The sequence below is a fragment of the Deltaproteobacteria bacterium genome, from assembly GCA_035063765.1.
Taxonomy (GTDB): domain Bacteria; phylum Myxococcota_A; class UBA9160; order UBA9160; family PR03; genus CAADGG01.
The window spans coordinates 45,193-68,722 of sequence record JAPSFT010000020.1 but is presented as its reverse complement, the minus strand read 5'-3'; the positions used below and the strand labels follow the sequence as shown (position 1 = coordinate 68,722).

At 76.3% G+C, this 23,530-nt stretch carries 21 protein-coding genes; 18 read left to right on the top strand and 3 right to left on the bottom strand.

Annotation, left to right across the window (positions count from 1 at the left end):
• Positions 1-20: 20 nt before the first annotated feature.
• Positions 21-1,229, bottom strand: coding sequence for a zinc-ribbon domain-containing protein (locus OZ948_15020; protein ID MEB2346039.1), 1,209 nt, complete (start codon positions 1,227-1,229; stop codon positions 21-23).
• A gap of 191 nt (positions 1,230-1,420) precedes the next feature.
• On the opposite strand from OZ948_15020, the gene OZ948_15015 reads away from it, so the two are divergent.
• Genes OZ948_15015 through OZ948_15000 form a run of 4 tightly spaced genes read left to right on the top strand, consistent with a single transcriptional unit; the run spans position 1,421 to position 4,942 of the window.
• Positions 1,421-2,440, top strand: a complete 1,020-nt coding sequence (locus OZ948_15015) for a chromosome partitioning protein (GenBank protein MEB2346038.1) — start codon at positions 1,421-1,423, stop codon at positions 2,438-2,440.
• Positions 2,437-3,720, top strand: a complete 1,284-nt coding sequence (locus OZ948_15010) for an ArsA family ATPase (protein ID MEB2346037.1) — start codon at positions 2,437-2,439, stop codon at positions 3,718-3,720. Before OZ948_15015 ends, OZ948_15010 begins: the two co-directional genes overlap by 4 nt.
• On the top strand, positions 3,717-4,253 hold the full coding sequence (locus tag OZ948_15005; GenBank protein ID MEB2346036.1) for a hypothetical protein: 537 nt from the start codon (positions 3,717-3,719) through the stop codon (positions 4,251-4,253). The genes OZ948_15010 and OZ948_15005 overlap by 4 nt, the downstream gene beginning before the upstream one ends.
• A 53-nt stretch (positions 4,254-4,306) precedes the next feature.
• The gene (locus OZ948_15000; GenBank protein ID MEB2346035.1) at positions 4,307-4,942 is read left to right on the top strand and encodes a hypothetical protein; all 636 of its coding nucleotides are present in this window, start codon (positions 4,307-4,309) and stop codon (positions 4,940-4,942) included.
• Between the two features lie 41 nt (positions 4,943-4,983).
• Here the strand turns inward: OZ948_15000 and OZ948_14995 are convergent, their stop codons facing one another.
• Positions 4,984-5,997, bottom strand: a complete 1,014-nt coding sequence (locus tag OZ948_14995; protein MEB2346034.1) for a lysophospholipid acyltransferase family protein — start codon at positions 5,995-5,997, stop codon at positions 4,984-4,986.
• A gap of 20 nt (positions 5,998-6,017) precedes the next feature.
• Positions 6,018-6,986 (bottom strand): NAD-dependent epimerase/dehydratase family protein, encoded by a 969-nt coding sequence (locus tag OZ948_14990; protein ID MEB2346033.1) that lies wholly within the window; start codon positions 6,984-6,986, stop codon positions 6,018-6,020.
• Between the two features lie 88 nt (positions 6,987-7,074).
• On the opposite strand from OZ948_14990, the gene OZ948_14985 reads away from it, so the two are divergent.
• The 14 genes from OZ948_14985 to OZ948_14920 all read left to right on the top strand — a co-directional run bounded on the left by OZ948_14985 (position 7,075) and on the right by OZ948_14920 (position 23,526).
• Positions 7,075-8,130: a histone deacetylase gene (locus OZ948_14985; protein MEB2346032.1), complete on the top strand. Its 1,056-nt coding sequence runs from the start codon at positions 7,075-7,077 to the stop codon at positions 8,128-8,130.
• A gap of 241 nt (positions 8,131-8,371) precedes the next feature.
• On the top strand, positions 8,372-8,812 hold the full coding sequence (locus OZ948_14980) for a division/cell wall cluster transcriptional repressor MraZ (GenBank protein ID MEB2346031.1): 441 nt from the start codon (positions 8,372-8,374) through the stop codon (positions 8,810-8,812).
• Between the two features lie 246 nt (positions 8,813-9,058).
• The gene (gene rsmH / locus OZ948_14975; protein ID MEB2346030.1) at positions 9,059-10,054 is read left to right on the top strand and encodes a 16S rRNA (cytosine(1402)-N(4))-methyltransferase RsmH; all 996 of its coding nucleotides are present in this window, start codon (positions 9,059-9,061) and stop codon (positions 10,052-10,054) included.
• Positions 10,054-10,503: a hypothetical protein gene (locus OZ948_14970; protein MEB2346029.1), complete on the top strand. Its 450-nt coding sequence runs from the start codon at positions 10,054-10,056 to the stop codon at positions 10,501-10,503. Before rsmH ends, OZ948_14970 begins: the two co-directional genes overlap by 1 nt.
• Positions 10,500-12,455, top strand: a complete 1,956-nt coding sequence (locus OZ948_14965; protein MEB2346028.1) for a penicillin-binding transpeptidase domain-containing protein — start codon at positions 10,500-10,502, stop codon at positions 12,453-12,455. Before OZ948_14970 ends, OZ948_14965 begins: the two co-directional genes overlap by 4 nt.
• Before the next feature lie 4 nt (positions 12,456-12,459).
• Complete coding sequence (locus OZ948_14960) at positions 12,460-14,025, top strand: UDP-N-acetylmuramoyl-L-alanyl-D-glutamate--2,6-diaminopimelate ligase (protein ID MEB2346027.1); 1,566 nt, start codon at positions 12,460-12,462, stop codon at positions 14,023-14,025.
• On the top strand, positions 14,022-15,464 hold the full coding sequence (locus tag OZ948_14955; GenBank protein ID MEB2346026.1) for a UDP-N-acetylmuramoyl-tripeptide--D-alanyl-D-alanine ligase: 1,443 nt from the start codon (positions 14,022-14,024) through the stop codon (positions 15,462-15,464). Before OZ948_14960 ends, OZ948_14955 begins: the two co-directional genes overlap by 4 nt.
• Entirely contained in the window at positions 15,464-16,540 is a 1,077-nt protein-coding gene (gene mraY / locus OZ948_14950; GenBank protein ID MEB2346025.1) for a phospho-N-acetylmuramoyl-pentapeptide-transferase, read from the top strand. Before OZ948_14955 ends, mraY begins: the two co-directional genes overlap by 1 nt.
• A 1-nt stretch (position 16,541) precedes the next feature.
• A complete protein-coding gene (murD, locus tag OZ948_14945; GenBank protein MEB2346024.1) occupies positions 16,542-17,942 on the top strand; it encodes a UDP-N-acetylmuramoyl-L-alanine--D-glutamate ligase in 1,401 nt (466 codons plus the stop codon).
• Positions 17,939-19,135: a putative peptidoglycan glycosyltransferase FtsW gene (locus OZ948_14940; protein MEB2346023.1), complete on the top strand. Its 1,197-nt coding sequence runs from the start codon at positions 17,939-17,941 to the stop codon at positions 19,133-19,135. Before murD ends, OZ948_14940 begins: the two co-directional genes overlap by 4 nt.
• Positions 19,132-20,247 (top strand): undecaprenyldiphospho-muramoylpentapeptide beta-N-acetylglucosaminyltransferase, encoded by a 1,116-nt coding sequence (gene murG / locus OZ948_14935; protein MEB2346022.1) that lies wholly within the window; start codon positions 19,132-19,134, stop codon positions 20,245-20,247. The genes OZ948_14940 and murG overlap by 4 nt, the downstream gene beginning before the upstream one ends.
• Entirely contained in the window at positions 20,247-21,650 is a 1,404-nt protein-coding gene (murC, locus tag OZ948_14930; GenBank protein ID MEB2346021.1) for a UDP-N-acetylmuramate--L-alanine ligase, read from the top strand. The genes murG and murC overlap by 1 nt, the downstream gene beginning before the upstream one ends.
• Complete coding sequence (murB, locus tag OZ948_14925; protein MEB2346020.1) at positions 21,647-22,564, top strand: UDP-N-acetylmuramate dehydrogenase; 918 nt, start codon at positions 21,647-21,649, stop codon at positions 22,562-22,564. The genes murC and murB overlap by 4 nt, the downstream gene beginning before the upstream one ends.
• Complete coding sequence (locus OZ948_14920) at positions 22,561-23,526, top strand: FtsQ-type POTRA domain-containing protein (protein MEB2346019.1); 966 nt, start codon at positions 22,561-22,563, stop codon at positions 23,524-23,526. The genes murB and OZ948_14920 overlap by 4 nt, the downstream gene beginning before the upstream one ends.
• The last annotated feature ends 4 nt before the right edge of the window (positions 23,527-23,530 follow it).

Here is a 23,530-nt window from a genome sequence, read left to right as displayed (position 1 = left end):
TCGATACGCCCTCGCGCCGCTCACGGACCGCTCGCGCCCGCACCGAGCGCGAAGCGCGCCGCGCCGCGTGGCGCGGGAGCGAAGACGGCGGTGAAGGCGAGGTCACCGCCCGCCGCGACGGGTGTGCTTGCCAGCGCCGCCGCGTCCCGGGACGTGACGAGCTGCTCTGGCGCCTCTTCGCGCACGCGCCGGTCGGGCAGCGCCGGCCCTGCGGCGCCCGGGGCGACGGCGAGCGGCACACCCCGGGCGTCGAGGAGCTGCACGGCCAGCGGCGCGCCGAGCGGGCGCACCGAGGAGCCCGGATTCCGCAACCGCCCGGACACGACGAGGACGGGGCCTGCGGCCGCGTTCTCGAGGATGTGCGCCTGCGCCTCGCTCACCTCGAAGCCCGACACCGGGGCCAGCGAGCTCGAGCTCCCCGGCGCCGCAACCGGTCCGAGCGACACCCAGGCGAGAGCGGCGGCCAGCGCGACGGCGGCCGCCCATCCGCCCAGGCTCTGCGCCGAGACGCCGCGCGGAGCGGGCGGGATGCGGCGCGGCATCACCAGCGGAGGAGGAGCGACCGTCATGCGGGCGGCTGCCGGAGGGCGCGGCGTGCGAGCAGCGGGCGCCGGCGCGGTCGGCGTGTCGGCCGGCACGGCCGCGCCGGGTGCGGGCAGAGCCGGAGCCGTCTGCTCGTTCGCGCCGGTCGCGGGGGCGATATCGGCCGGAACCGGCTCCGGGGCGGGCGGCGGCAGTGCCGGCGCGTCGGCCGGCGGCGGCTCCCCGGCGAGCAGATCCCAGGTCTCCGGGTCGCCGAGCGTGGCCAGGGAATCCTCGTTGGGGTCGGGCGCCGCCGCGAGCGAGGGCGGCGCCTGCGCGCCGCCGGGGCCGAACGAGGACGAGCGCGTCGCACCCGGATCGAGGCCGGGCACCTCGTCCTCGAAGTGCCAGTCGCTCGCCTCCTCCTCGGGCGGGCGGGGCGCCATCGCGGGCGGCTTGCGGCGCGCAACCGTGGCATCGGGATTCTCCTCCATGTCCCAGCTCGGCTCGGGACCGCGGAGGCTCTCGGCGGGCGCGCGGGCGGCAGCCGCCGCGACCTCGTGCACGAGCGCCTCCGGGGAGGAGCCGGGCGGCGTCACGAAGAAGGCGTGCTTGCAGCGCGAGCAGCGCACCCGGGCGCCGCGCGCGGGCAGGCGCGACTCGTCCAGCTTGAAGCGCGTCTCGCAGCGTTCGCAGCCGACGATCACGCGCGGCTCTCCCCCGGCTCTCGGGCGACCCTGTGCTAGGCTCGCCAAGCCCGCGTGCCTTCGAGCGTTTTTCCTGCGCTCGAAGCCCGCGGCTCGATCGTCCTCGGCTCGATCGCCCTCGGCTCGATCGCGCTTCGGCGCTGCGGCCGGAGCGCTTGAGCCCCCAAACGCGCCCCGGAGCCCGACGCCGCTTGGCCGATTCGATCCTCGACCGCCGGCTCGTGATCGTCACCGGGAAGGGCGGGACCGGGAAGACCACGGTCGCCGCGACGCTCGGGCTCGCCGCCGCCGCCCAGGGGCGGCGCGTCCTGCTCGCCGAGATGGGCCCCGACGAGCACCTTCCGGGCATCCTGGTACGCCGGCCTGGCCCTCCGGTCGGCTACGAAGGCCGGGAGCTGGCGCCCGGCCTCCACGTGCTCCGCATCGACCCCTACGAGGCGCTCGCCGAGTACCTGGGGCTCCAGATCGGGCTGCGCGGCATCGTGCGGCGCGTGCTGCGCAACCCCGCCTTCCGCCAGCTCATGGAGGCCTCCCCCGGCTGGCGCGAGCTGATCACGCTCGGGAAGGTCTGGCACGTCGAGCAGCTTCGCGACGAGCGCGGTCGCGAGCGCTTCGAGCTGATCGTGGTCGATGCCCCTGCGACCGGTCACGGGCTCACCTTCCTCGACGTCCCGCGCGTGGTCGGCTCGGCCGTACGCGCGGGCCCGCTGCGCCGCCACGCGGGCTGGGTCGAAGCGATGGTCCGGGATCCGGAACGCACGCTCCTCCTGCCGGTTTCGCTGGCCGAGGAGCTGCCGGCTCGCGAGACCGCGGAGCTGGTCACGCGGCTGCGCGAGCAGATCGGCGTTGCGGTCGACCGCGTGGTGGTGAACGCGGTGACGCCCCCGCCCTTCCCGCCCGATGTTCCCGATCTCGACGAGCGGCTGGCGGCCCTGCCCGCCGGTGCCACCCTGCCGGGCGCGCCCGCGCCGGCCGTGCTCGCGGCCTGCGCAGCGCACCTGCGGGCGCGCCACGAGCTGAACCGGCGCTGGACCGTGGAGATCGCGCGCACGACGGGCCTCCCGATCGTCCCGCTCCCGCGCCGGCCACGCGGCGTGCGAGGTCCCGAGGACCTCGAGGCCCTCGCCGGAGCGCTGCTGGCTCCCCCCGACGGCTGCGCCGCGAGCGCCGCCCCGCCCGGACGCGGAAGCCCGCGGGAGCCGGCGACGTGAGCTCCACCCGGCTGGATCCCGCCGCCCTCGTGCGCACCCGACGCATCTTGGTGTGTGTGGGCACGGGCGGCGTCGGCAAGACCACGCTCGCAGCCAGCTTCGCGCTCGAGGGCGCGCGCGCCGGGCGCCGCACGGCGGTGCTCACGATCGACCCGGCCCGGCGCCTGGCCGACGCGCTCGGCGTGGGCGCGCTCGGCAACGAGCCGATCGAGATCCCGCGCGAGCGCCTGGCGGCGCTCGGGGTGCCGCCCGCCGGGCGGCTCTTCGCGCTGATGCTCGACATGAAGCGCACCTTCGACGATCTGGTGACCCGCTTCGCGGACTCGGAGGAGAGCCGCCGGCGCATCCTCGACAACCGGATCTACCAGCACGTCTCCGACGCGCTGGCGGGCAGCGCCGAGTATTCCGCGATGGAGAAGGTCTACGAGCTGTCCGAGCGCGAGGACCTCGACCTGATCGTCGTCGACACGCCGCCCTCGCAGCACGCGCTCGACTTCCTCGACGCGCCGCGCCGGCTCGTCGAGTTCCTCGACAGCCGGCTCGTGCAGATGCTGCTGCACCCGGCCTTCGCCGCCGGCCGCTTCGGGGTGCGGCTGTTCCAGAAGAGCACGGAGCGGGTCCTGCGCGTGATCGAGCGGGTGTCGGGGATCGCGTTCCTAGAGGACGTCTCGGAGTTCCTGCTCGCCTTCGAGGGCATGTCGGCCGGCTTCCGCGAGCGCGCGCACCGCGTGCAGGAGCGCTTGACCGGCCCGCAGGCGGGCTTCGTGCTGGCCGCCTCGCCGGCGGCCGAATCGGCCCGCCACGCGCTCGGGCTGCTCGGGCGGCTCGACGCCGCGGGCGTCCCGCTGGCGGGCGTGGTGGTGAACCGGGTGCACCTGTGGCCGGCCCGCGCCCACCCGGCGGGCCCGGAGCGCGCCGGCCGTCGGGGCGGAGAGGCCGGCGCTCCGGATCCCGAGGTGGATCCGACGCCGATCCGTGTACCCGACGAGGGCCGCGACGACGAGGCCTGCCGCGCCCTTGCCACGCTGCTGGCGCGGAGCGGAGCGGGCTTCGATGCCGAAGCGGCCGCACGGGCCGCGCTGGCCGCCGGGGACGTCTACGCGGCCTGGGCACGCGCCGACGCCGAGACCACCGCCGAGCTGGCCGCGCGCGCCGCGCGCGCGGGCGGTTTCGTCCGCCGGATTCCCGAGCTCAGCGGGGACGTGCACGATCTGGAGGGCCTCGCCCACGTGGCGCGCTGGCTGTTCGCGCCCGGCAGCGCCGGGGGGGCCGAGCGATGAGCCGGCCCGGCGCCCCGGGCCGACCCCGCGACGTCCGGCCCGCGCGCCGCTCCTCGGCGGGGCTCGAGGAGGTGCTGGCGCGGGCGCTCGGCCACGCGCGCGCGGCGGCTGGCGAAGCGGCGCTCGCCGCCCGCGCGCTGCTCGATGCCGCCTCGCTCGGCGCGACCGGCGTGCCGGCCGACGGCCACGCGCCGCTGCGCGGCGCGCTGCGCTGGCTCGAGGGGCTCGCCACGAGCGCGGGCGGCAGCGCGGGCCTGCGCTGGCTCGACGCGCTTGCCGCGGCCCTCGACGCCGAGATCGCGCGCTGGGAGGAGCAGAGCCGCACGGATCCGGAAGCGCGCGGAGTCCTGCGGGCGTTCCTGGGCGTGCGCGAGCTGCTCTGGGAGCTCGGCGTGCGCGGCCCGCAGCCGGCGCCCCCTCCGGAGCCGGCGGAACCCGCGCCGCACACGCGCCCGAAGCCGCGGCGCGGCGCCGCACGCGCACTCGAGCGCGTTCCGATCGAGGACCGGCGGCCACCGGGGACGGCGGGCTGACCGCCCGGAGGCCATTCGTTAGCTTGCGGCACCGTTCCGCCCGAGGTCGCTCCGTGGATCCCCATTCGAACCAGGCCGGCCCGTCCGCTTCCGGTGCCGTGCTGATCAAGCGCTACGCGAATCGCAAGCTCTACAACACGGCAACGAGTCGCTACATCACCTTGAAGGGCATCGCCGAGCTGATCGAGGCGGGCGAGGCCGTCCGCGTGATCGACAACGAGAGCGGCGAGGACATCACCTCGGTCACGCTCTCGCAGATCCTGGTCGACACGGAGCGCTCGAGCCGGCGCGTGCCCGGCACCGTGCTCACGGACCTGATCCAGCGCAGCGGCGACGCGCTCTACAGCGCGCTCAAGCGCGGCGTCGGGCCCGCCTCCGAGGGCTTCGACGAGCTGCAGCGCAACGTGCGCAAGCTGCTGAGCCGGGAAGGGGCGATGCGCAGGGAGTGGATCGCCTTCGCGGCCCCCGACCTCGACCGCATGGTGCAGCGCGCCGTCGAGCGGGTGCTGCACGCCCTCGACCTGCCGACCCGCCAGGACCTCGAGGCCCTCGAGCAGCGCCTCGACCGGCTCTCGGAGCTGCTCGGCGCCCCGCCGCTCCCGCGCGCGCCGCGCCCGCCCGCGCACCCCGTGCGCGACATCGACGACGAAGAAGACGACGACGCATCCCTGGATCGCGGCACCGGCTGAGCGGCGCCCGGCGATTGCGCGGGCCCGGGAGGGGTCGCGCCTCAGCCCCAGACCGATGGCCGCGCCCGCAGGCCCTCGTCGAGCCGCTCCTGCACCGCGGCACGCAGCTGCTCGTTGAGACGCGAGACCAGGAGCTCGTCCTGCTCGGCCTCGGGCACGAGTTCGTCGGTGCGGACCGGCTCGCCGAAGCCGATCCACCACTTGGAGGGGAGCGGCACGAGGCCGAGCGGTCCCAGCCACGGGAAGGTGGGCGTCACGGGCACGAAGGGAAGCCCGATCGCACGGGCCGCCGACTCGACCTTGAACAGCACCGGGTGCGCCTCCTCGGCGCCCACCACCGCGACCGGCACCAGCGGCACGCGGGTGGCGATCGCGGTGCGGACCACGCCGCCGCGGCCGAAGCGCTGCACCCGGTAGCGCTGCCGGAACACCTTGGTGGCACCCTTGGCGCCTTCCGGGAAGGCCACCACCGAGCGCCGCGTGCGCAACAGCCGCTCGGCGTTCTCGCGGCAGGCGCGGACCCCGCCGAGCCGGGTCAGGAAGGGCTGGGCGAAGGGCAGCCCGAGCAGCCAGTCCTCGACCAGGAAGCGCGGCGCCTCGGGCGCGAGCCGCTCGCGCCCGAGCGCGTGACAGATCACGAGGCCGTCCCACGGCAGCAGGCCCGAGTGGTTGGCGACGAAGAGGCACGGCTGGCCGCGCGGCAGGGCGTCGGCACCCGACACTTCGACGCGCCACCAGCGGTCGAGGAGCGCGTCGAGCCAGGGCCGCGCGCGTTCGAGGGCCGCCCGGTCCAGGCCGAACTCGTCGACCTCGGCGGGCAGGCTGCGCATGCCCGTCGAGCCGAGCCGGCGCCGCAGCGAGTCGAAGAGCGCCATCCAGTCGACACCGTGCTCGCCGGAGGGCAGCCGCGCGGAGAGCTCGGCGCGCAGGGCGCCGAGCGCCTCCTGCAGCAGCCCGCCCTCGAGGCGCCGCCGCGCGCGCGCCTCGGCCGCGGCTCCCTCGGGATCGGGCGCCGGAGCGTCCTCGCCGGACTCGGGCAGGTGCGGCTCGCTCACGGGGACGATCCTAGCCTGCGTCAGCGGTACTGCCGCATGCGGCGCGACGCGACGAACGAGATCCAGGCCTCGCGCGTGCTGTAGACCGGCTCGCCGAACGCGTTCCAGGCGCGTTCGCCCTCCGCAAGCCAGAGCCAGCGCAGGTAGTCGTAGAAGGCCGCGGGGGGGTCCCCGGTCTGGGTACGCGACGCCAGGTCCCGGATCCGGTAGAGGAGCGGCGCCGGGGCCGGCAGCGCCGTCTTGCCCGCGAGCCGCAGCAGCATCGAGAGCGGCAGCGCCCCGGGCGCCACCACGTTGTACACGCCTCGGCGCCGCTCGAGAACCGCCTGCTCGAAGGCATCGAGGCAGTCGTCCTCGTGCACGAACTGCAGCAGCGGGTCGTAGCCGAGCACGGTCGTGACGAGCGAGCCTGCGAAATGGCGCACCACGCGGTCCCAATGGCTCGGGCCCATGACCCAGGCGCAGCGCAGGACGGTGACGTCGGCGTCGGGGCGCTTGCGGCCCCACTCGGCGACCAGCTCCTCCATCTCGACCCGGTTGCGGATGCAGTGCGCGTCGGGATGGCCGCGCAGCGGATGGGACTCGGACAGGTACTGCGGGTTGTCCGGGCGCGGCCCGTAGAGCATCGTGCTCGACGCCACGACCAGCCGCGACACCTTGGCCGCCGCGCAGGCGTGGAGCAGGTGCAAGGTGCCGATCGTCTCGAGCTCGTGGTCGGCCTCGAGGTCGGGAGTCGGGTCGCGGCGGAAGGCGGTGTGCACCACCGCCTCGACGCGCTCGCGTGCGAACAGCTCGGCGAGCCTGGCGTTGGCGCTCGGATCGGTCAGGTCGACGCGCTCGAAGGGGACGCGGCGCTCGAGGCGCCAGGGTCGCCGCAGGTCGATGCCGAGCACGCGCAGCCCGTGCCCGCGCGCGCTGAGGCGCTCGGCGAGGCGCTGCCCGACGAAGCTGCGCAGCCCCGTGATCGCCACGCAACCCGGCGCGTGCATCAAGCCACCCTCGCGCTCACGCCCTTGCGACGCCTCCGCGGCCCCGCGCGTCGGCGCCGCCCAGGCCCACGGGATACCATGCGCCCCGATGCCCGTCACGCGCCGCATCGCCGTGTTCGACGACGCGCGCTACCGGGAGCACCGCTCGCCCCCCGGCCATCCGGAGCGGCCGGAGCGGCTCGCCGCCGTGGGGGACGCGCTCGCGGCGAGACGCGAGCGGCTGCTCGCCCGGCCGGTGCGGCCCGCCACGCCCGAGGAGATCCTCGCCGTGCATCCGCGCGCGCACCTCGAGCGCATCGCAGCCGCGGCGCGCCGGGCGCCCGCCCCCCTCGACGCCGACACCTTCGTGTCGCCGGAGAGCTACGAGGTGGCGCTCCTCGCCGCCGGCGGGGCGATCGAGGCCGCACGCGCCGTGGCGCGTGGTGACGCCGATGCCGCGTTCGCAGCCGTGCGCCCGCCGGGCCACCACGCCGAGGCCGAGCGCGCGATGGGCTTCTGCCTCTTCAACAACGTGGCGATCGCCGCCCGCGCCCTGCGGGCGGACGGCGTGGAGCGGATCCTGATCCTCGACTGGGACGTGCATCACGGCAACGGCACGCAGCACCTCTTCGAGGCCGAGCGCGACCTGCTCTACTGCTCGACCCACCAGTTCCCGTTCTACCCGGGAACCGGCGACTTCGGCGAGGCCGGCGTGGGGGCGGGCCTCGGCGCCACCGTCAACGTCCCGCTGCCCGGCGGCTGCGGGAACGCCGAGTACCTGGGCGTCCTGCACCGGGTGCTGGTGCCGGTCACCGCTTCGTTCCGCCCTCAACTTATTCTCGTGTCATGCGGGTTCGACGCGCATCGCGACGACCCGCTCGCGTCGATGGAAGTGACGCAACACGGTTTCAGGGAGATGACGCGGATCGTGCGCGCGCTCGCGGACGATGCCTGCGGCGGGCGCGTCGCGTTCGTGCTCGAGGGCGGCTACGCGGGGAGCGGCCTGCGCGAGGGCGCCGGCGCCGTGCTCGACGCGCTGCTCGCCCACGATCCCGGGGATCCGGAGCCCTGCCCGCGACTCGAGCCGGGCAGCACGCTCGCCCACGTCGTGGACCGCGTGGCCGCCGTCCAGCGCCGCTTCCACCACGGGGTCGGCTCGGCCTGAGCCGGCTCCCGACCCCCGCGGGTCGATATCTCGTAGGCATCCGGATCATGAACCCCAAGATGTTGGGGTTGCCTCCGGATCCTCCTCCCACCAGAAAAATTTTCGCGATTCCAACGGGTTCCGCGCTTTTCTTGCTTGACCGCCCCCGGCCTGGTGGGGTAGAAGTGCGTCTCGGTGGGGACAGGTGGGAGAAAGTGGGAATCACCTCCGACCGAGCCCACTGCGAACCGGAAGAGACTCGATGTTCCAGGGCCGGTTCGTCCACCAGATCGATGCGAAGGGCCGGGTGAGCATCCCGGCGGGGATCCGGATGGAGCTCCAGCGCCGCAGCCAGCTCGCGCCGACCCTGACGATCCGGCCGGATCATCTCGCGCTCTTCGCGCACGAGGACTTCCAGGCGTTCGCGGACCGGCTGATGGCGGTCGACCCGCTCCATCTCCAGGGTCAGGAGCTCGCCCGCTTCTTCATCGCCCACAGCGAGGCGTGCGCGCCGGACTCGCAGGGCCGGATCCTGATCCCGGCCCACATGCGCGAGCACGCCCAGATCGAGAAGGAAGTGGTGATCGCGGGCGTCGGCAACTGGATCGAGATCTGGGACCGGCGCCGCTTCGAAGAAGGTCATCAGCGGACGCTGGCGCGCTTCGGCGAGATCTCCGCGGAGGTCTCGAAGCTTGGGCACTGATTGGATTCGATGCTGGGGGGATCGGAGGCCGGATGGCCTCCGATTGAGAGGGGGTGTCCTCGGAGCTCCTTAGTCGAGGGAGCGGGGAGCAAAGGGGGGTGCGAACCGTTCCCTTCCTGGAGCTCCGAGGCACCCCTTTTCTCCCGGCGGCGGAGGCCGCCGGGAGACAGCAGGAGAACCTGGCCTGCTCGGTCGGGCAGGGTGCAAGGCGCCTGGCCCGCAGAGTCACGAGGCGGGAGAATCCGGTTGGCCGGGTCCGACTATCACCGGCCGGTCCTTCTCGACGAGAGCCTCGCGTCGCTCGCCCTCCGGCCCGGCTCCCGGGTGGTGGACGGCACGGTCGGCGGCGGCGGCCACGCCGAGGCGATTCTCCAGGCGATCGCTCCCAGCGGAAGCTTGATCGGACTCGACGTCGACGAGGAGGCGCTCGAGGCCTGCGCCGCGCGGCTGGCCTGCTTCGGGGATCGCGTGCACCTCGAGCGCGCCTCGTTCCGGGAGCTCGGTCGGGTCCTCGAGGCGCGGGGGGTCACCCGGGTGGATGCGGTGCTGCTCGATCTCGGCGTCTCCTCGCGGCAGCTCGACGCCCCGCAACGCGGTTTCCGTTTCGCCGAGGAGAGCGCGGACGTGACGGCCCTCGACATGCGGATGGATGCGCGCAGTCCGGACACGGCGGCGCGCCTGCTCGCCGAGGCACCTCCCGCGGAGCTCGAGCGCTGGTTCCGCGAGTACGGCGAGCTGCCGGGTGCCCGGCGTCTCGCGGAGGCGATCGTGGAGGCGCGCCGGACCGCCCCCCTGCGCACGGCCCGCGACCTGCTGGCGGTCGTGGCGCGCGCGCGGGTCGGCGGGGGACGCCGACACCATCCCGCGACGCTCGTCTTCCAGGCCCTGCGCATCGCCGTCAACGACGAGCTGGCCGCGCTCGAGGAGGGCCTCGAGGCCGCAATCGAGGCGCTCGCGCCGCGCGGCCGCCTGGTCGTGATCGCCTACCACTCGCTCGAGGACCGGATCGTGAAGGAGCGGCTGCGCGCCGAGGCGCGCGGCTGCGTCTGCCCGCCGCGCCAGCCTGTCTGCACCTGCGGGCGGCGGCCCCGGCTGCGCCTGCTCACGCGGCGCGCCGTGCGACCCTCCGAGCACGAGGTGCACAGCAACCCGCGGGCGCGTTCCGCCCGCCTCCGCGCCGCCGAACGCCTCGCCGACCCCTCGGGCGCCGGCCGGCTGCGCGCCGAATCGGAGGCCGCCTGATGTCGATCCCGCTCCGCCGTCCGTCGCTGCCTCCGCTTCCGCGCCCGGCCGGGGGACCGCGCTCGCCGCGCTTCGGGCGCGGCCGGCGCGGGCAGCCCCCCCAGCCCTGGATCCTGACCGGGCGCGACGTCTCGGCACCTCCGCCCGCGCACCGGCGTCTCGCCTGGCCGCGGCCGGCGGCGCTCGGTGCCCTCGCGGCGGGCGCCGTGTGCGCAGCACTGTTGCTCGTCTCGCTGCGCATGGACTCGATCCGCCTGCGCTACGCGCTGGCCGACGCCGTGCGTGCCGAGCAGGAGCTGCTCGACCAGCAGCGCCGCCTGATCGTGCAGGTGCGCCACCTGCGCGACCCGCGCCGGCTCGAGGCGCTGGCCGGCGAGCTCGGGCTCGCGCCGGCCGCCTGTCTCGTCGACCTCGACCACCCGCGCGCGTGCCCGGAGCCGGCCCCGTGAGGGCGCCCGACCTGGGTCCGCTCCGCCTGCGCCTGCGGATCGTCTACGCACTGCTGCTGCTCGCCTTCGCGAGCCTCACGGTGCGCGCGGCGCAGCTCACGCTGCTCGCCGGCCGCAGCACCGAGCGCGGCCGCAGCCAGCTCCTCAGCGCGCTCGAGCTCGCGCCCGAGCGCGGCCGCATCGTCGACCGCGAGGGGGTGGATCTGGCGCTCACGGTGGGCGTCGCGTCGGTCTACGCGGTGCCTTCGGAGATCACGGATCCCGACGCGACCGCGCAGCAGCTCGGCGCGCTCCTCGATCTCGACGCCGCGCGGTTGCGTGAGCGGCTCGCCCGGCGGCGGCCCTTCGTGTTCGTGAAGCGCTGGGTCGACGAGGAACGGGCGGAGCGGGTGCGAGCGCTCGACCTGGCCGGGATCGGGACCGTGAGCGAGCCGCGCCGGGCCTACCCGCACGGCGCGCTCGCCGCGCGCCTCGTCGGCTTCGCCAACATCGACGGCCAGGGCGTGCGCGGCGTCGAGCAGATGGAGAACGCGTTCCTGGTAGGCCGCCCGCAGCGCGTCGCCGTCGAGCGCGATGCGCGCGGCCGCCTGCTGCTCGGGCCGGGCCTCGACCGGAACGCCACGGCTGGCGGCGACGTGGCGCTCACCCTCGACCTCCACTTCCAGGCCGACGCCGAGGCGGCGCTCGCGGAGGGCGTCGCGAAGGCCCGTGCGAAGGGCGGCTTCGTGGTCTCGCTCGATCCGCGCACGGGCGACGTGCTGGCGCTCGCCGAGAGCCCCGGCTTCGACCCGAACCACTTCCGCACCCTCCCGTTCGGCGACACCCGCTCGCGCGCGTTCAGCGACGCCTTCGAGCCCGGCTCCACCTTCAAGACCTTCGTCATCGCGGCCGCGCTCGACGCGGGCGCGGTGAAGAGCCACGAGGTCTTCGACCTGCGCGGCGGCCTGCGCGTGCCGGGCAAGACGATCCGCGATCTGCACCCGAAGCCGAGCCTCGACGTGGCCGGCATCCTGCGCGTCTCGAGCAACGTCGGAGCCGTGATCATCGGCCAGCGGGTGGGCGCGCGCCGCCACTACGAGACGCTGCGGCGCTTCGGCTTCGGCGCGGGCACGGGCAGCGGCTTCCCGGGGGAGTCGAGCGGGCTGCTGCGCGACGTGTCGCGCTGGCGTCCGGTCGACGCCGCCACCGCGACCTTCGGGCAGGGCATCTCGGTCACGCCGGTGCAGCTCGCGGCAGCGGTCGCGGCGCTGGGCAACGGCGGGGTCTGGATGCCGCCGCGCCTCGTCCGCGCGCGCCGCGCGCCGGGGGGCGCCTGGCAGGCGCTGCCCCTCGGCACGGGACGCCGCGCGGTGTCGCCGGAGGCAGCGGCGGCCGTGATGGACATGCTGGCCGGCGTCGTACACGTGGAAGGCGGCACCGGCCGGCGCGCGCGGCTGCGCGGACTCGCGGTCGCCGGCAAGACCGGCACCGCGCAGAAGCTCGAGCCGAACGGCCGCTACTCGCAGAAGCGCTACATCGGCTGGTTCGTGGGGCTCGCGCCGGCCGACGACCCGCGGGTGGCGATCGCGGTGGCGATCGACGAGCCGACGGGCCTGCACACCGGCGGCATCGTGGCCGCGCCCGTCTTCGCAAAGGTGGCGGCGGCGCACCTGACCCAGCTCGGGATCCCGACCGAGCCCGAGTGGCTGGATCCGACGGCGCCCGCCACGCGGACCGCGGCGGTCCCCGCGCGGGCCGGAGGGGTCGCGAGCCAGGGCGACCGCGTGCTGGTGCCGGACCTGCGCGGGCTCACCGTCGCGGAGGTGGTGGAGCGCACCGCGCGCACCGCCCTGCGGCTCGAGCTGACCGGGCACGGGCGGGCCGTGACACAGGAGCCCGTGCCCGGCACGATCGTCACGGCCGGACGCGAGACGTTGCGGGTGCGCTTCGCGCCGGCGGGAGGTCGAGGCTGACGTCATGAGGCTCGGCGAGCTCCTCGCAGCACTTCCGGCGGGACGCGAGGCGCTGCGCATCGAAGGCGGCGACGCGGCGCTCGGTGTCCCGATCCGGGGGGTCGCGATCGACTCGCGCGCGGTCGTGCCGGGCGACCTCTTCGTCGCGCTGCGCGGGGCGCAGGTGGATGCGCACCGGCACCTCGGCCAGGCGCTCGCGCTCGGCGCGGCCGCGCTGGTGGTCGAGGAGCTGCCGGCCGGGCTCGAGCGCGGCGGCCGGCCGGCGGTGCTCGTGGCCGACACGCGCCGCGCGCTGGCGCCGCTGGCCGCGCGCTTCTACGGCCACCCCTCCGAGGAGCTCGAGCTCGTCGGGATCACCGGCACCAACGGCAAGACCAGCACCACCTACCTGCTCGAGGCGATGCTCGCCGCCGCCGGCCGCCGGCCCGGTGTGATCGGCACCGTCGAGGTGCGCTACGCCGGCGAGCGCCAGCGCACGCTCAACACCACCCCCGAGAGCCTCGAGCTCCAGCGCATCCTGCGGGCGATGCGCACGCGCGGCGTCGACGCCGTGGCGATGGAGGTCTCGTCCCACGCCCTCGCCATGGGCCGCACCGACGAGTGCCGCTTCGCGGTGGCCGGCGTGACGAACGTCACCCAGGACCATCTCGACTTCCACGGCACGATGGAGGCCTACCGCGACGCCAAGCTGCGGCTGTTCGGCGAGCGGCTGCGGCCGGGCGCGGCGGCCGTGGTGAACGCCGACGACCCGAGCGCGCCGCACTTCGAGGCGGCTGCCCGCCAGGCCGGCGCCCGCCTGCTGCGCGTGTCGCGCAAGCCCGGGCCGGGTGTCGACGTCGCGCTCGAGGACGCCCGCGTCGCGCTCGAGGGAAGCCACGCGCGGCTGCGGCTGCCCGGGGGACCGCTCGCGCTCACGCTGCCGCTGCTCGGCGACTTCAATCTCGAGAACCTGCTCGTGGCGGCGGGCTGCGCCGTGGCGCTCGGGCTCGGCCCCGAGGCGATCGCGCGGGGCGCTGCGGAGTGCGCGCAGGTGCCCGGCCGGATCGAGCGCGTCGACCCGAACCGCCCCGGCGTGCCCACCGTGCTCGTCGACTACGCGCACACCCCCGACGCCGTCGACAAGCTCCTGCGCACGGTGCGGCCGCTCGCGCAGGGGCGCCTCGTCACCGTCTTCGGCTGCGGCGGAGAGCGGGACCGCAGCAAGCGGGTCCCGATGGCGGAGGCGGTGGCGCGCTGGAGCGACCGCGTCATCGTCACGAGCGACAACCCGCGGCGCGAGGACCCCGAGCGCATCCTCGACGACGTGGTGGCCGGCCTCACGGGGCTGCGTGCCGTCGCGGCCGGCGCCCTCGACGGCGCCGAGCGCGGCTACGCCCGGATCGCCGACCGCCACGAGGCGATCGCGCTCGCGGTGGCGCTCGCCCGCCCGGAGGACACGGTGGTGATCGCCGGCAAGGGCCACGAGGACTACCAGATCGTCGGCCGCGAGCGGCTGCCCTTCGACGACCGCAGCGAGGCGCGCCGCGCGCTCGCCCACCGGCCCGCGGCCGGGACGGAGGCGGGCGCGTGAGCGGGATCGCGGTCGCCGACGCGCTGCGCTGGACGGGCGGTACCCTGCTCGGCGGCCCGGCCGACGGCCATTTCGGCAGCGTCTCGATCGACTCGCGCCGGGTCGGGCCGGGGGCGCTCTTCGTGGCGATCCGGGGCCCGCGCCACGACGCCCACCGCTTCCTCGCCGACACGGTGCGCGCCGGCGCGGTGGCGCTGCTCGTCGAGCCGGGGGCCTTCGCCGCGGCCGGCGGCGCGCGCGCCCTGCCCGCCCCGGCAGCGCCGCCCGTAGCGGTGATCGGCGTGCCCGACACGACCGCGGCCCTCGCGGCCCTCGCGGCCGGACACCGGCGCCGCTTCGCGGGGCCGGTGATCGCGATCACCGGCAGCAACGGCAAGACGACGACCAAGGAGATGACGGCGGCGATCCTGGCCGTGCGGGCGCCCTGCCTGAAGACGGAGGGCAACCTGAACAACCAGTTCGGCCTGCCGCTCACGCTGCTCCGGCTCGCGCCCGAGCACCACGCCGCGGTGGTCGAGATCGGCATGAACCACCCGGGCGAGATCGCGCCGCTGGCGGCCGTCGCGGCCCCGACCGTGGGGGTCGTCACCAACGTGGGGACGGCGCACATCGAACACCTGGGCAGCCAGGAGGGGATCGCCTGCGAGAAGGGCGCGCTCTTCGCGGCGCTCGGCCCGGACGCCGTCGCCGTCGCCAACGCCGACGACCCGCGCGTGCTGGCGCAGCTCGCCCGCACCCGCGCGCGCCCGCTGCGCTTCGGGCGCTCGCGGGACGCCGACGTACGAGCCGAGCACGAGCGTGCGCTCGAAGACGGCGGCGTGGGCTTCGAGCTGGTGACGCCGGGCGGGCGCCTCGCGGTACGCGTGCACGGGGTCGGCACCGTGCAGGCGATCAACGCCCTCGCCGCCGCCGCGGGCGCACTGGCCGCGGGCGCCGCGCTCGAGGAGGTGGCGACCGGGCTCGCGGCCTGGCGCCCCCCGGCCGGCCGCCTGCAGCGGCTCGCCCTGGCCGACGGCGTCACGGTGCTCGACGACAGCTACAACGCGAACCCGCAGTCGATGGAGGTGGCCCTGCGCAGCCTCGCGGCACTCGCGGGCACGGGCCGGCGCCTCGCGGTGCTCGGTGACATGGGCGAGCTCGGGGACGCCGCGCCGGCCGCCCACCGCGGCGCCGGCCGGCTCGCGGCGGAGCTGCGGCTCGACGGGCTCTTCGCGCTGGGTGAGCACGCGGGCGAGGTCGCGGCGGGGGCGATCGAGGCGGGCCTCGCGCCGGCGCGCGTCTTCGCCGGCAAGGACCCGGCCGAGCTGGCGGCGCGCCTGCGCGAGGCCCTGCACGCGGGCGACCGCGTGCTGGTCAAGGGCTCGCGCTCGATGCGGATGGAGCGCATCGTGCAGGCCCTGGCCGACCCGACGGCGGGCGGCGCCGCGGAGACGCACTGATGCTCTACCACCTGCTCTTCCCGCTGGCCGCGGAGTTCTCGGCGCTCAACGTGGTGCGCTACGTCACCTTCCGCACCGCCGCTGCCACGCTGACCGCGCTCTTCCTCTCCTTCCTGGTCGGGCCGCCCCTGATCCGCCGGCTCGCCGCCCTGCGCGCCGGCCAGCCGATCCGCGAGATCGGCCCCGCGCACCAGGACAAGGCCGGCACACCGACGATGGGCGGCCTCTTGATCCTGCTCTCGCTGCTCACGAGCGTGCTGCTCTGGTCGAACCTCGCGAACCGCCTGGTCTGGATCGTGATCGGCGTCACCGTGGGCTACGGGATGCTCGGCTTCCTCGACGACTACCGGAAGGTGACCCGCAAGCGCAACGAGGCGGGCCTCTCGGGGCGCGCGAAGCTGGGCTTCCAGGTCGCGATCGCGCTGGCCGTGGCGATCGCGATCTACACGGATCCGAGCTTCGACAAGGAGCTCGCGGTCCCCTTCTTCAAGGACTTCACGCCGCACCTCGGCTGGCTCTACGTCCCGCTCGCCGTCCTCATCATCGTGGGCACGAGCAACGGCGTGAACCTGACCGACGGGCTCGACGGGCTCGCGATCGGACCCGTGATGATCGCGTCGGGGACCTTCCTGCTGCTCTCCTACGCCGCCGGCCACGCCGGGATCGCCGAGTACCTCGCGATCAAGTTCGTGCCGGGCGCCGACCAGCTCCCGATCTTCTGCGGCGCGCTGGTCGGCGGCGGGCTCGGCTTCCTGTGGTTCAACAGCTACCCGGCCCAGCTCTTCATGGGCGACGTCGGCTCGCTGGCGCTGGGAGGCGCGCTCGGCACGATCGCCGTCCTGATCCGCCAGGAGATCCTGCTGGCCGTGATCGGCGGCGTCTTCGTGGTCGAGGCGCTCTCGGTGATGATCCAGGTCGCCTGGTTCAAGGCGACCGGCCGGCGCGTGTTCCTGATGGCACCGATCCACCACCACTTCGAGAAGGCCGGCTGGGCCGAGCAGAAGATCGTGGTCCGCTTCTGGATCCTCTCGATCATCCTCGCCCTGGTCGCCCTCTCCTCGCTGAAGCTGCGCTGACGTGGACGAGCTCAGCGGAGCGCGGGTGCTGGTGCTGGGCCTGGGCCGCTCGGGGCGCAGCGCCGCGCGCTGGCTCGCGGCGCGCGGCGCGCGCGTCGTGGCGGCCGAGGAGAACGAGGCCGTCGCCCGGGAGGCCGCCGAGGCGCTGCGCGGCACGCCGGTCGAGCTGCGCGGCGGCGCACCCTTCCCCGATCCCGGCGGCTTCGACCTGGTGGTCCCGAGCCCCGGCGTGCCGCGCGCGCGCTGGGCCGGGCGCGCGCGCCGTGCGCTCGGCGACGTCGAGCTGGCCTGGCGCGCGCTCCCGGTGCCGGTGGTCGCGATCACCGGCACCAACGGCAAGACCACGACGACCGAGCTGACCGCGCGCCTGCTCTGCGCCGCCGGCCTGCGCGCCGAGGCCGCGGGCAACATCGGGCGCCCGGCGCTCGAGCTGGTGGGGCGGCCGCTCGACGCCGCGGTGCTCGAGGTGTCGTCCTTCCAGATGGAGGCGGTCGAGGCCTTCCGGCCGCGCGTCGCGGTCGTCCTCAACCTCGAGCCCGACCACCTCGACCGCCACGGCTCCTTCGCGGCCTACGCCGAGGCCAAGGCGCAGCTCTTCGTGCGCCAGGGTGCGGGCGACACCGCGATCGGCAACGGCGACGACCCCCACGCCGCGGCGCTCGTCGCACGCAGCGGCGGGCGGCGCTGGCTCTTCCGCACCGGTGGCCCGGTCCCGGCCGGCGCCTGGTGGGACGCGGGCCAGGCGGTCTTCCGCGATCCCGCCGGCCCGGCGCTCCGCGCCCTGGGCCACGAGGGCGGCGAGACCCTGCGCGTGGGCCTCGACGCGCTCGCCGCGGCCGGCGCCGCGGCGCCGCCCGTCGACGACGTGCTGGCGGCGCTGCTCGCGGTCCGCGCGCTCGGCGCCGACGTCGCGAAGGCCGCGGAGGGCCTGCTCGGCTTCAGGCCGCCGCCGCACCGGCGCGAGCTCGTGGCGGAGCACGCCGGCGTCGCCTGGGTGAACGACTCGAAGGCCACCAACCCCGCGGCCGCGGCGCTCGCGCTCGCGGCGCTGCCGGGCCCCGCGGTCTGGATCGCCGGCGGGCGCGGCAAGGGCCTCGACCTGCGCCCGCTCGCCGACGTCGCGGTCCCGCGCGTGCGCGCGTGCGTGTTCCTCGGCGAGGAGGCGCCGGCGCTCGAGGCGGCGATCGCCGGCCGCGCGCCCGTGCAGCGCGCGGCCGACCTCACGGCTGCGGTGGCCGCGGCCGGTGCGCTGGCCCGGCCCGGAGACACCGTCCTGCTGTCGCCGGCCTGCGCGAGCTTCGACCAGTTCCGCAACTACGAGGAGCGGGGCGCGCGCTTCCGCGAGGCGGTCCACGACTGGATCGCGGCCCGGCCGGGTCCCCAGGAGGAGGGCAGGCGATGAGCATGGCGGGGCTCCCGGCGGGCAGCGCCGCGGCGGCGGGCGGGGGCCGGCTGGCGCCGCCCCACGGCGGCGTGGTGGCCGCGACCGCGGTGCTGGCCGGCATCGGCCTCGTGATGGTCTGGAGCGCCACGGCGCCGCTCGCGATCGAGTCCCGCGTGCCGCCGCACTTCGCCCGCCACCTCGCGGGCCTCGCCCTCGGCGTGGGGCTCGCGTTCGGCTGCATGACGCTGCCGCTCGCGGCCTGGCGGCGGCTCGCGCTCCCGCTCTGGGCGCTGTCCGTGGCCCTGCTCGGCCTCACGCTCGTGGCCGGCACGACCGTGAACGGCGCCCAGCGCTGGCTCTCGCTCCCCGGCCTCGGGCCGGTCCTCCAGCCGGTCGAGATCGCCAAGTGGGCGACCCTGCTGGCAACGGCCGCGGCGCTCGCGCGCGAGCCGGGCGCGAGCCGCCACGGCCGCCTGCGGCTGCCGGTCCGCGGCCTCGCCCTCGGGCTCGTCGCGCTGCCCGCGGCGCTGGTCTTCGTCCAGCCCGACACCAAGGGCGCCGCGCTGCTGCTGATCCTGGTCGGGCTCCAGCTCTTCGTCGCCGGCACCCCGTTGCTCTTCTTCGCGGTGCCGGCGGCGGGGCTCGCGGCCGTCTTCGCGGTCGCGCTCGCGATCTACCCGCACGTGCAGAACCGCATCGTGGCCTTCCTCGATCCCTGGGCGAACGCCCAGGCGCAGGGCTTCCAGCTCGTGCAGTCCTTCGTCGCCTTCGGGCGCGGCGGGCTCGCGGGCGTGGGCCTCGGCGACGGCCGCCAGAAGCTCTTCTACCTGCCCGAGGCACACACCGACTTCGTGCTCTCGGTGGTGGCCGAGGAGCTCGGGCTGGTCGGGGTGGCGCTGGTGCTGGGCTGCTTCGCCGCGCTGCTGGCGGCCGGCGTGCGCGTGGCCGCGCGCGCGCGCACCCGCTTCGCCTTCCTGGTCGCCTTCAGCATGACGGCGCTGGTGGCGGTTCCCGGAGCGATCAACGCCGCGGTCGTGATGGGCATGGTGCCGCCCACGGGCCTCACCCTGCCCTTCGTGTCCTACGGCCGTTCGTCGCTCCTCGTCTCGTTCGCGGCCGTCGGGATCCTGCTCGGCATCAGCCGGCGCGAAGGCGCGCGCCGCGAGGAGGCGCCGGTACGCGCCGCGCGCAAGGGAGTACGGCGAGGGTGAACGGGACGGGCGCGGAGCGCGTGCGCTGGGTGCTCGCCGGGGGTGGGACGGGCGGCCACGTGACGCTCGCGCTCGCGCTCGGCGAGGAGATCGCGCGCTGCGGCGACCCGGTGCTGTTCGTGGGCTCCGAGCGCGGGCTCGAGGCGAAGCTGGTGGCGCCGGCCGGCTTCGAGCTCGTGACGCTCGCGGCGCAGCCCCTGGCCGGCCGCGGACCCGCCGCGAAGCTCGGCGCGCTCCTCGCGTTCGCGCGCGCCACGCGCGCCGCCATCGCGCTCCTGCGCCGGCGCCGGATCGACGTCGTCCTCTCCGTGGGTGGCTACGCGGCCGCACCGGCCGCCGCCGCCGCGATCGCGCTGCGCCGGCCGCTCGCGATCGTCGAGCCCAACGCGGTCCCGGGCCGTACGAACCTCTGGATGGCGCGCCTCGCCCAGCGCGTCTTCACCGCCTTCGCGGCTGCCGAGCCGGCCTTCGCCGGCCGCGCACCGGTCGAGACCACGGGCGCGCCGCTGCGCCGCGCCCTGCTCGAGGCCTTCGCCGCCGCCGCGCCGCGGCGCACCCCGGCGCCGCCCTTCCGGCTCCTGGTCGTCGGCGGCAGCCAGGGCGCACGCCAGCTCAACGACGCGATGCTCGCCGCGCTGCCCGGCTTCGACCCGGCGCGGCTCGAGGTCTACCACCAGACGGGCCCCGCGGACCGCGCGCGCGTCGCCGAGGCCTACGCGCGCGCCGGCCTGCAGGCCGAGGTGGTCGACTTCGACGCCGCGCTCGCGAGCCGTTATCAGTGGGCCGATGTCGCCCTCTGCCGCGCCGGAGCGCTGACGGTGGCCGAGCTCGCGATGGCGGGCCTGCCGGCCCTGCTGGTGCCGTACCCGCACGCCGCCGACGACCACCAGCGCGCCAACGCGCGCGCGCTCGAGGAGGCGGGAGCCGGCCGGCTGCTCGACCCGGCACGCTTCGACGCCAAGCTGCTCGTGGAGGCGCTCGACGCGCTCTTCGAGCGCCCCGCGGCGCTGCTCGAGATGGGCCGCCGCGCGCGCGCGCTGGCGCGGCCCGACGCGGCCCGGCGCATCGTCGAGGCCGCGCGCGCCCTGCCCGGCGCCGGGCGGGAGGCCTGATGTACCGGCGCATCCAGCGCGTGCACTTCGTCGGCATCGGCGGCATCGGCATGTGCGGCATCGCGGAGCTCCTGCACCACCAGGGAATCCGCGTGTCGGGCTCCGACCTGCGCGAGGGCCCGAGCGTGGCGCGCCTGCGCAGCCTCGGCGTGCCGGTGGCGATCGGGCACGCGCAGGGGCACGTGGGCGAAGCGGACGTGGTCGTCTTCTCGTCGGCGGTGCGACCCGGCAACCCCGAGCTCGTCGAGGCCGAGCGGCGCAAGATCCCGGTGATCCCGCGCGCCGAGATGCTGGCCGAGCTGATGCGGCTCAAGGACGGCATCGCGGTGGGCGGCAGCCACGGCAAGACCACCACCACCTCGCTGGTCGCCCACGTGCTCGACGCCGCCGGCCTCGACCCCACCGCCGTGATCGGCGGGCGCGTGCTCCACCCGGGCGGGCGCTCGACCGCGCGCCTCGGCGCGGGCCCGCTGCTGATCGCCGAGGCCGACGAGAGCGACGGCTCGTTCCTGCGGCTGGCGCCGGTGATCGCGGTCGTCACCAACATCGATCCCGAGCACCTCGACCACTACGGGTCGGTCGAGGCGCTCCACGAAGCCTTCGTGGCCTTCGCGAACCGGGTTCCGTTCTGGGGCCTCGCCGTGGTCTGCCTCGACCATCCGGGCGTGCAGGCGATCCTGCCGCGCCTCACGCGCCGCACCGTCACCTACGGCTTCTCGCCGCAGGCGGACCTGATGGCCGACGAGGCGCGGCTGGACGACGGGGGCATGCGCTTCCTCGTGCGCCGGCGCGGGGAGCTCCTGGGGGAGCTGCACGTCGCGCTGGCCGGCGAGCACAACGTGCGCAACGCGCTCGCGGCGCTCGCGGTGGCGCTCGAGCTCGAGGTGCCCTTCGCGGAGGTCGCCTCTGCGATGGCGCGCTTCCCCGGTATCGAGCGGCGCTTCGAGACCAAGGGCGAGGCGGCCGGCGTGCGGGTCGTCGACGACTACGGCCACCACCCGGCCGAGATCCGCGCCACGCTCGCGGCGGCTCGCCAGCTCCATCCCGGTCGGGTCGTGGTGGTCTTCCAGCCGCACCGCTACTCGCGCACCCAGCTCCTCTTCGACGACTTCGCCACCGCCTTCCACCAGGCCGACGTGCTCTGGGTGACCGAGATCTACGCCGCGGGCGAGGACAAGCTCCCGGGCGTCGACGGCCGCGCGCTCGCCGACGCGATCCGCGCCCACGGCCAGCGCGAGGTGCGTTTCGCGCCGGACCTCGACGCGGTGCCCGCCGAGCTGGCGGCGGTGCTGGCGCCCGGCGACCTCGTCATCACGCTCGGCGCCGGCAACGTGTCGGCGCTCGGGCCGCGCCTGCTCGCGGCGCTCGGGGAGCGGCCGCCGCGGGTGGAGCGGCGCTCGTGATCCCGGCGGCGGCACGGCGCGCGCTCGAGGGGCTGCTCGGCCCGCGGGTCGCCTTCGACGCGCCGCTCGCCCGCCACGTCCCGCTCGGGGTCGGCGGGCCGGCCGACGCGCTCGCCGCCCCCGCGAGCACGGACGAGCTGGCGGCGCTGGTGGCGCTCGCCGCGGAGCACGGCCTCCCGCTGCACGTGCTCGGCGGCGGCTTCAACACCGTCGTCCTCGACGGCGGGCTCGACGGCGTCGCGGTGCGCAGCCACCGGCTGCGCGCGCTCGCGCTCGAGCCCGACGGCACGACGCTGCGCGCCGAGGCCGGCGTCTCGCACTCCCAGGTCGTGCGGCTGTGCGCGGAGCGCGGGCTCGCAGGGCTCGAGTTCGGCGCCGGCGTGCCGGGCACGGTCGGGGGCTGGATCGCGATGAACGCGGGCGTTCCCGGCGCCGAGGTGGGCGCCGTGGTGCGCGACGTCGAGACCGCGGGCCCCGGGAAGGTCCGGCGCACGCGGGCGCACGCCGAGATGGGCTTCGCCTACCGCGGCGCGCGCGGGCTCGCGCCCGGCGAGGTGGTGCTGGCGGCGCGCTTCGCGCTGCGCCCGAGCACCCCCGCTGCCGTGCGCGCGGCGATCGACCGCCATCTCGCACACCGGCGCGCCACCCAGCCGATCGACCAGCCCTCCTTCGGCTCCGTGTTCGTGAACCCGCCCGGCGAGCGCGCCGGGCGGCTCGTCGAGCTGGCGGGCCTCAAGGGCCTGCGGATCGGCGGCGCCCAGATCTCGTCGGTGCACGCGAACTTCATCGTGAACCTCGGCGGCGCGACGGCAGCCGACGTGCTGGCGCTGATGGCGCGCGCGCAGGAGGCCGTGCGCGAGCGCACCGGCATCGGGCTCGAGCCGGAGGTGCGGATCGTGGGAAGGGCGTCGTGAGCGCGCCCTGGCGATCGCGGCGAAGGGGCAACGACCTCCGGCCCACCTGGGAGGAGCGGCACGCCGCGCTGGAGAGCGTCCGCGACCGGCTGCGGAAGCAGGGCGCCGAGGAACGCCGCCAGGCGCTCGTGCGGCGCCTCGCCCCGCTCGCGGCGCTGCTCGCCTTCGCGCTCGGCGCGCTGGTCGCGCCCCCCCTGCTGCGCGCGGGCGCCGCGGCGCGGCCGGAGCTGTTCGCCGTGCGCCGGCTCGCGATCACCGGCGCGGCACAGCTCGACGCCGCCGAGGTGGCGCGCGCCGCCGGGCTCGCGGCGGCGGAGTCGCTGGCGCCCGAGGAGCTCGTGGCGCGACTCGCGCGCCACCCGTGGATCGCCGGAGCGCGCGCCGCGCGCGTGTCGCCCGATACCCTGGTGGTGCGCGTGGTCGAGCGCGTGCCGGCCGCGATCTGGGTGGGCAGCGAAGGCGCCTGGCTGGTCGACGCCGCGGGGACCCCTTTTGCACCGACCGGCCCCGGCGCCGGGCCCACGGGGCCGCCGGACCCGGACCTGCCGCGCCTGCGCCTCGCGGCGCTCGCCGCCGGACCCTGCGCGGCGGGGGCGGAGACCCCGTGCACACCCGACGCGCGGCTCGCCGCCGGCGTCGGCCTCGCGCGCGCGGTCGAGCGCGCCGGCTTCGTCCAGCCCGAGATCGAGCTCGACGGGCCCGACCCCCGCGCGCTGCCCGTGCTCCACCTCGCCGGGGTCGCGCCGCGCGTGCTGCTCGGCGGCGGCGATCTCGCGACCCAGCTCGAGCGCCTGACGCGGGTGCTGGCCGACGTGCCGGCCAGCCGCGCGGCCGCGGAGATCGACCTGCGCTTCGCGGGACAGGTCGTGTTGCGGCCGCCCCCTCCGGAGACGGAGGCGGCGGACGAGGCGGTGCCGGGTGGGGGCCCGGCAGCGCCCGGAACCGGAGGCCGCGCGGGCTAGCGCC

Bases quoted from the DNA above. Each gene is read 5' to 3' on its own strand.
- murC (MEB2346021.1), top strand. From the start codon at position 20,247: ATGTACCGGCGCATCCAGCGCGTGCACTTCGTCGGCATCGGCGGCATC.
- OZ948_14970 (MEB2346029.1), top strand. From the start codon at position 10,054: ATGTCGATCCCGCTCCGCCGTCCGTCGCTGCCTCCGCTTCCGCGCCCG.
- OZ948_14940 (MEB2346023.1), top strand. From the start codon at position 17,939: ATGAGCATGGCGGGGCTCCCGGCGGGCAGCGCCGCGGCGGCGGGCGGG.
- mraY (MEB2346025.1), top strand. From the start codon at position 15,464: ATGCTCTACCACCTGCTCTTCCCGCTGGCCGCGGAGTTCTCGGCGCTC.
- OZ948_14990 (MEB2346033.1), bottom strand. From the start codon at position 6,986: ATGCACGCGCCGGGTTGCGTGGCGATCACGGGGCTGCGCAGCTTCGTC.
- OZ948_14960 (MEB2346027.1), top strand. From the start codon at position 12,460: ATGAGGCTCGGCGAGCTCCTCGCAGCACTTCCGGCGGGACGCGAGGCG.
- OZ948_14980 (MEB2346031.1), top strand. From the start codon at position 8,372: ATGTTCCAGGGCCGGTTCGTCCACCAGATCGATGCGAAGGGCCGGGTG.
- OZ948_15005 (MEB2346036.1), top strand. From the start codon at position 3,717: ATGAGCCGGCCCGGCGCCCCGGGCCGACCCCGCGACGTCCGGCCCGCG.
- OZ948_14985 (MEB2346032.1), top strand. From the start codon at position 7,075: ATGCCCGTCACGCGCCGCATCGCCGTGTTCGACGACGCGCGCTACCGG.